Annotated in this window: 6 protein-coding genes; 5 read left to right on the top strand and 1 reads right to left on the bottom strand. The window is 54.6% G+C overall.

What is annotated here, in order from left to right; all coding sequences use genetic code 11:
* Positions 1-206: 206 nt before the first annotated feature.
* The 3 genes from QVF11_RS24955 (at position 207) to QVF11_RS24945 (ending at position 1,726) form a co-directional block, all read left to right on the top strand.
* A complete protein-coding gene (locus tag QVF11_RS24955) occupies positions 207-707 on the top strand; it encodes a MarR family winged helix-turn-helix transcriptional regulator (RefSeq protein ID WP_287860118.1) in 501 nt (166 codons plus the stop codon).
* 31 nt (positions 708-738) lie between these two features.
* On the top strand, positions 739-1,071 hold the full coding sequence (locus tag QVF11_RS24950) for a DUF6616 family protein (protein WP_287860115.1): 333 nt from the start codon (positions 739-741) through the stop codon (positions 1,069-1,071).
* A gap of 136 nt (positions 1,072-1,207) precedes the next feature.
* Positions 1,208-1,726 (top strand): ClbS/DfsB family four-helix bundle protein, encoded by a 519-nt coding sequence (locus QVF11_RS24945; protein WP_287860112.1) that lies wholly within the window; start codon positions 1,208-1,210, stop codon positions 1,724-1,726.
* Positions 1,727-1,736: 10 nt separating this feature from the next.
* On the opposite strand, the gene QVF11_RS24940 is transcribed toward QVF11_RS24945, so the two are convergent.
* Complete coding sequence (locus QVF11_RS24940) at positions 1,737-2,561, bottom strand: helix-turn-helix domain-containing protein (protein ID WP_112214245.1); 825 nt, start codon at positions 2,559-2,561, stop codon at positions 1,737-1,739.
* A gap of 203 nt (positions 2,562-2,764) precedes the next feature.
* Here QVF11_RS24940 and QVF11_RS24935 point away from each other — a divergent pair, with 203 nt between their 5' ends.
* Together QVF11_RS24935 and QVF11_RS24930 are read left to right on the top strand one after the other, a co-directional pair.
* Complete coding sequence (locus tag QVF11_RS24935) at positions 2,765-4,336, top strand: alpha-L-rhamnosidase-related protein (RefSeq protein WP_287860110.1); 1,572 nt, start codon at positions 2,765-2,767, stop codon at positions 4,334-4,336.
* Between the two features lie 25 nt (positions 4,337-4,361).
* Positions 4,362-5,744 (top strand): glycoside-pentoside-hexuronide (GPH):cation symporter, encoded by a 1,383-nt coding sequence (locus QVF11_RS24930; protein ID WP_112214247.1) that lies wholly within the window; start codon positions 4,362-4,364, stop codon positions 5,742-5,744.
* Positions 5,745-5,764: the final 20 nt, after the last annotated feature.

Here is a 5,764-nt window from a genome sequence, read left to right as displayed (position 1 = left end):
TCGCAGACGTCTGAAGACGGGTAGCCCGGACAGATGCGCAGCATCGCCTCCGGGAAATGTTCAAGGCCGGGTATGGCGTCAGCCGCCATCAGGCAAAATCAGGCTCGGCGTTCAGGCCAGGTTTGTCATCAATCTCCACATTTTCGCTTGATCGTCTATCGTTTCAGCCATATAGTTAGGCACAATACTATATGACTGAGGCTGATATGGAACTTGAACAAAAATACCTTTCGCTGCTGCAGGAGGCCGAGCGTCATCAGCTTGCTGACGTCGACAATATCCGCCTCTGTTTTCAAACTCTGTCGTTAGCGGCTGCCATCGACCGCGATTGCGCAACGCTGCTGGCTCCGTGGGGATTATCCGAGGGACGTTTCGTGCTGCTGTTTTTGCTCGATGCCGCAACCGACGGCCTCGCTCCCAACGTGTTGGCGGAAAAAGCAGGCGTCACCCGGGCAACCATTACCGGGCTGCTTAACGGCCTTGAGCGTGACCAGTTAATTAAGCGCCACGCCGACCCTCTTGATGGCCGGGCCATGCGTATCGCATTAACCCCTGAGGGCAAGCAGCTTATCGGCAGCGTCTTCGCCCAGCACGGCCGGTGGATTGCTGGCTTATTCAGCCATCTCTCAGCGCAGGAACGCATCCAGCTATCCGAACTGTTGGCGAAAGTCGCCGCCGGTACGCTGGCAGGAAAATGTCTCTCATGATCTGGATATCAACCCAAAGGAGTCACCCGTTATGTCTCACTATTTAGTCGAACTTTATACCCCTAACTCCGCCTGGCACGCGCTGTCTGTGGAGCAGCGTCAGCAGTTTATCAATGGCATTCAGTCTGGGATGAGCGGCCTCGCGCAATGGGGCGTCGAACTCCTGACGCTGGCGCAGAACGATACCGCTATCGATAAAGCCTCCCCACACCGTTTTTTAGGCATCTGGCGTTTTCCCGACGCTCAGGCCCGCGATGCGCTGTTGGCTGGTATCGCCGCCAGCGGCTGGTATGATTATTTTGAACATATCAATGCCGCCGCGAACACCGGTAGTCTGGAAGAGCATCTGAACGCGCTGGGTTGATTCTCTGCGCGCTTCCCCCCAGGGCGGCGCCAAGCACCTACCCGGGCTACCGGTTCGCAGATGGCTGAAGACGGGTAGCCCGGACAGATGCGCAGCTTCGCCTCCGGGAATCAAATCACTTAGAAAGGAACTCGCTATGAGCGTACCGCAAACCCAGGATCAGCTACTGGCAGCCATCGAGAAAAACTTCGCAAAACTGGCTGGTTACCTGTCACATATTCCCGAAAATAAAACGAACGAAAAGACCCTGGCTGGTCACGCGAAGGGGACAATGATGAGCGTTCGCGATCTGGTCTGCTATCTGCTGGGATGGAATGAACTGGTGCTCAAATGGATAACTTTTGACGAAACCCGGCAGCCTATCGACTTCCCGGAAACCGGCTTTAAATGGAACCAGCTCGGACTGCTGGCACAGAAGTTCTATGCCGATTATCCACCGCTGGATTACCCTGCTCTGCTTACTGCCCTGCATCAGGCGAAACAGCAGATTGTCACCTGCATCGAAGCGCGGGATGACAACACGCTTTACGGCCAACCGTGGTATGGCAAATGGACGCTGGGGCGGATGATCTCCTTCAACACCTCGTCACCTTATGCCAACGCCTGTGGTCGTTTGCGCAAATGGGCAAAGGAACAAAATGTGCCGCTAAAATGACCGCTGCCCCTCAGCGCAGCAGACGACGTCGATCCTCGCTGGGGGTCAGGCCAAAAACCTTTTTATATAAGGTGGTAAAGTGATTGCTGTTTGCGAAGCCGCATAAATAAGACACTTCTGTAATCGTCATATCGGTTTCGCGTAATTTTACGCGTGCCGAAACTAAACGCAGGCGTTTTAAATAATTGTCCGGTGTCAGCCCGGTGGCCTCTTTAATATGGCGAAAAGCCGTTCGCGTGGTCAGATGAAATTTCTCCGCCAGCTGCTGCCAGTTATGTTCCTCGAAACAGTGCTCCTGTAGCCAGGTGAGTAGCTTATGCAGTTTATACTTTGTATTACTATATTCTGCTTCAGATTCCGCATGCAGAATCGTAGTCACCAGCTGGAAAAAAGCAGCTTCGCGCAGTGCGCTATTTTCAGCCAGCAGGCATTCAGCTGAGAATATCTTCTCAACCAGCTCCCGGCAGATATGGCGGGTATCCGGGGCCAGCCAACCGTAGCAAGAGGCCTGTTGTGCTGAGAATGTCTGCAATAAGCCATCGAGATGTTGTAAATACTGAAATTCCGCTAAAGGGTTAATCAACACGTTAATTAACTTCAGCGTCCCCAGCTCATCATAATAATGTACGTCACCCGGTTGAACGTAAAAAACATCGCCCTGTTGAATATATAATGGTCGGCCATTAATAACGTGTAAACCGTGTCCCTCTTCAACGATCACCAGTTCAGCAAACTCGTGACTATGCTCATGGCTATTATCTTCCGGGTCGCTGGCGTACATACCCAGCTTATCCTGCGGATGGGCGAAATAATACTCAACGGTCAACATCATCATTTATCAAGTCCAAAATGGCATACGGCGCAGGGGCAAGATAATGCATTTTAGTAGCCGCCACGAGCAAGATTTATGGAATTGTGATCGCCAACCTCCCCATCCCATCATCATTGCCATTTTCTCAAACGCTTTGGCATTGCCAGAGTGGTTGCCGCAGGCAGCGGCATCTTATGCTGCGCTCAAATAAACACAGAGGACGCAGTATGTCACAGGCTATCCAACATAACGCTCAGGTCAAGATGACCCGTCACCAGGATTTTTTACGCACCGCCGAGGCGTTGCGGCCCGCGCTGCGCAGCGAACTACACCCGCCTGTCGCCGTGATAGAAGCCCGGGCCGACTCCCGCGCGCTATTTGGCTGGCGCGCCGAACCGGTGAGTAGCTTAGCCGCGTTCTACCAACGCGAACTGACCAGCGGCGATAGCGTTATTATTGATTTTGGCAGCCACTACGTCGGCTACCTTCACTTTCTCTGCCAGAGCGCCGGTAGCCCGCCGGACGCTCCGGCTCATCTGCAGTTCACTTTCGGCGAAACCCTTAGCGAAGTGTGCGAACCGTTCAGTGATTACCAGGGCTGGATCAGCAGCAGTTGGTTGCAACAACAGGATCTGTGGCTGGATGTCCTGCCCGCAGAAATCGACCTTCCGCGCCGTTACTGCTTCCGCTACCTGAAGGTTGAGGTGAAGGCTGTTTCAAGCAAATTCCGCCTGCAGTTCGACCAGATTCGGGTTAATGCCGTGACCTCGGCAACCCAAACCTGCCCAGCGAGCATCACCGCCGATCCGCAACTGCAAGAGATCGACCGGATTGCCGTTTTAACCCTGCAAAACTGCATGCAGGAAGTCTTCGAGGACGGTCCCAAACGCGACCGCCGCCTGTGGCTCGGCGATCTACGGCTTCAGGCGCTGGTCAACGATGTGACTTTCTGCCGACATGACCTGGTGCGCCGCTGCCTGTACCTCTTCGCCGGACATACCCGAGAAGATGGCATGGTGTCGGCCAACGTTTTCGTCCAACCGGATGTCATTGCTGATGACACCTTCCTGTTTGATTACTCATTGTTTTTTGTCGATGTTCTCTACAACTATCTGCAAAGCGCCGAAGATCTTCAAACGGCACGCGAGCTGTGGCCCACGGCTAAGCGTCAGATCGATCTGGCGCTAACCCGCTGCGACGACTCAGGCCTTGTGCGCGATAGCGACGACTGGTGGGTGTTTATCGACTGGCAGGCATCGTTGAATAAACAGGCTTCCGCGCAAGGGGTGCTGATTTACTGCCTGCAACGTGCCATCTGGCTGGCGGAACGTTTTGAACCTGAACGGGCGGCGAGCTATCGCACCTGCCTGCAACAGCTCAAAGCCGCAGCGCTCGATACGTTATGGGACGAACAGCAAGGCTTTTACGTTAGCGGCCAGCAGCGGCAGGTTTCCTGGGCATCGCAAATCTGGCTGGTGCTGGCGGAAGTCGGAACTCCTCAGCAGCGCCAGGAGATTATGCGCAACCTGGAGAAAAATCCCCCCGCGATCGCTATGAACACGCCCTATCTGCGCCACCACTATATCGCCGCTCTCTTGCAGTGCGGTATGCGCGACGAGGCAATTGCGCAGATCAAGGCCTACTGGGGCGCAATGGTCGATTACGGCGCTGACACCTTTTGGGAAATTTTTGACCCGGCGCGCCCTGAGTTTTCCCCTTATGACAGCAAACTGATAAACAGTTATTGCCATGCGTGGAGCTGTACCCCGGCCTGGTTTATTCGCCAGTACGGACTTTAACAACAACGATAAGCGAGTTCATTTTATGGCAGAAACAACTTTTACCCTGTGGCGGCAGCGCGTTGGCTACGGCATCGCTGACCTCTCCTGCAACCTCGTGTGGCAGATGATTTCTCTTTATCTGATGTTCTTTTACACCGACGTGATGGGCCTGCCCGCCTATTACGTCGGCCTGATGTTCCTCGTCACGCGTCTGGTGGATGGCGTTGCCGACGTACTGATGGGGCTGGTTATCGACAACACCACCACCCGCTGGGGTCGCTGTCGTCCGTACTTGTTGATTGGCGCGGTACCTTTTGGGCTGCTGTGTATTCTGGCCTTCTACGTGCCCGATTTCGGCACCACCGGTAAGCTGATTTACGCGTTTATCACCTATCTGTGTCTGTCGTTTCTCTATACCATCGTTAACATTCCGTTTTGCGCCATGCTGCCGTTTCTGACGAACGACTCGCGGGAGCGCACGACGCTTTCAGCAGTGCGTATACTGCTCGGCTCGCTCGGGGCAACCATTGTTGCGGTCGCCACCCTACCGTTGGTCGGCGCGCTGGGTAAAGGTAATCAGGAACAGGGTTTCCTCTATACCGCAGTCATTTTCGGTATCATTGCCACGTTTTTCCTGCTGGTGAGCTTTCGCAACGTCAAAGAAAATATCAGCATTACTCAAGAGCGGATGACCTTAAAACGCGCCTGGGTCAGCCTGCGCGCCAACCGTCCGTGGTTTGTGTTCGCCATTAATATTTTCCTGATGTGGGGCGCGTTCTTCTTCCAGACCGGGGCGCTGGTTTACTTCTTCCACTACTACGTAGGCAATAACGATCTCACGGCGATCGTTGCCGGGATCTCCACTTTCGTTCCTCTACTCGGAACACTCACCGTGCCGCTGCTCGCCAGACGCATGAAAAAGCGCCACGTCTACCTGATCGCCAGCGCGATCAATCTTGTCGGGATGGGCATGATGATGGTGGCAGGCGTTAATAGCTGGGGACTGATTGCCGGTGCGGTGGTGCTGTCGCTCGGCGCAGGACAACGGACAGCGATCTACTTCTCCATGCAGGCCGATCCGGTGGATTACGGCGTGTGGAAGACCGGTATCAATACTGCCGGAATTCTGACCTCCATCAATGGTTTCCTCGGCAAAGTCGCCATGGCAAGCGCGGGGGCGATAACCGGCGTGCTGCTCTCTTCCGGCGGTTATATCGCTAACCAGGCGCAAAGCGATAGCGCGATGCTGGCGATTAAAGCCTGTTATCTCTACATTCCAGCACTGCTGATTGTCGCCTCGATGCTGTGGATTGGTCGCTTCTATCGCCTGGACGACCAGTACGAGCAGATCCGCGCCGACCTCGACGCCGGACGCCGCGCACCGTCGGACACTTCGTCGGTATCCGGAGAAAACCACGCCCTGTAAGGCACATCACACCGTTCTAC

The organism is Klebsiella sp. (assembly GCF_027492335.1).
GTDB lineage: Bacteria > Pseudomonadota > Gammaproteobacteria > Enterobacterales > Enterobacteriaceae > Klebsiella > Klebsiella huaxiensis.
This window is presented reverse-complemented; position numbering and strand designations above follow the sequence as displayed.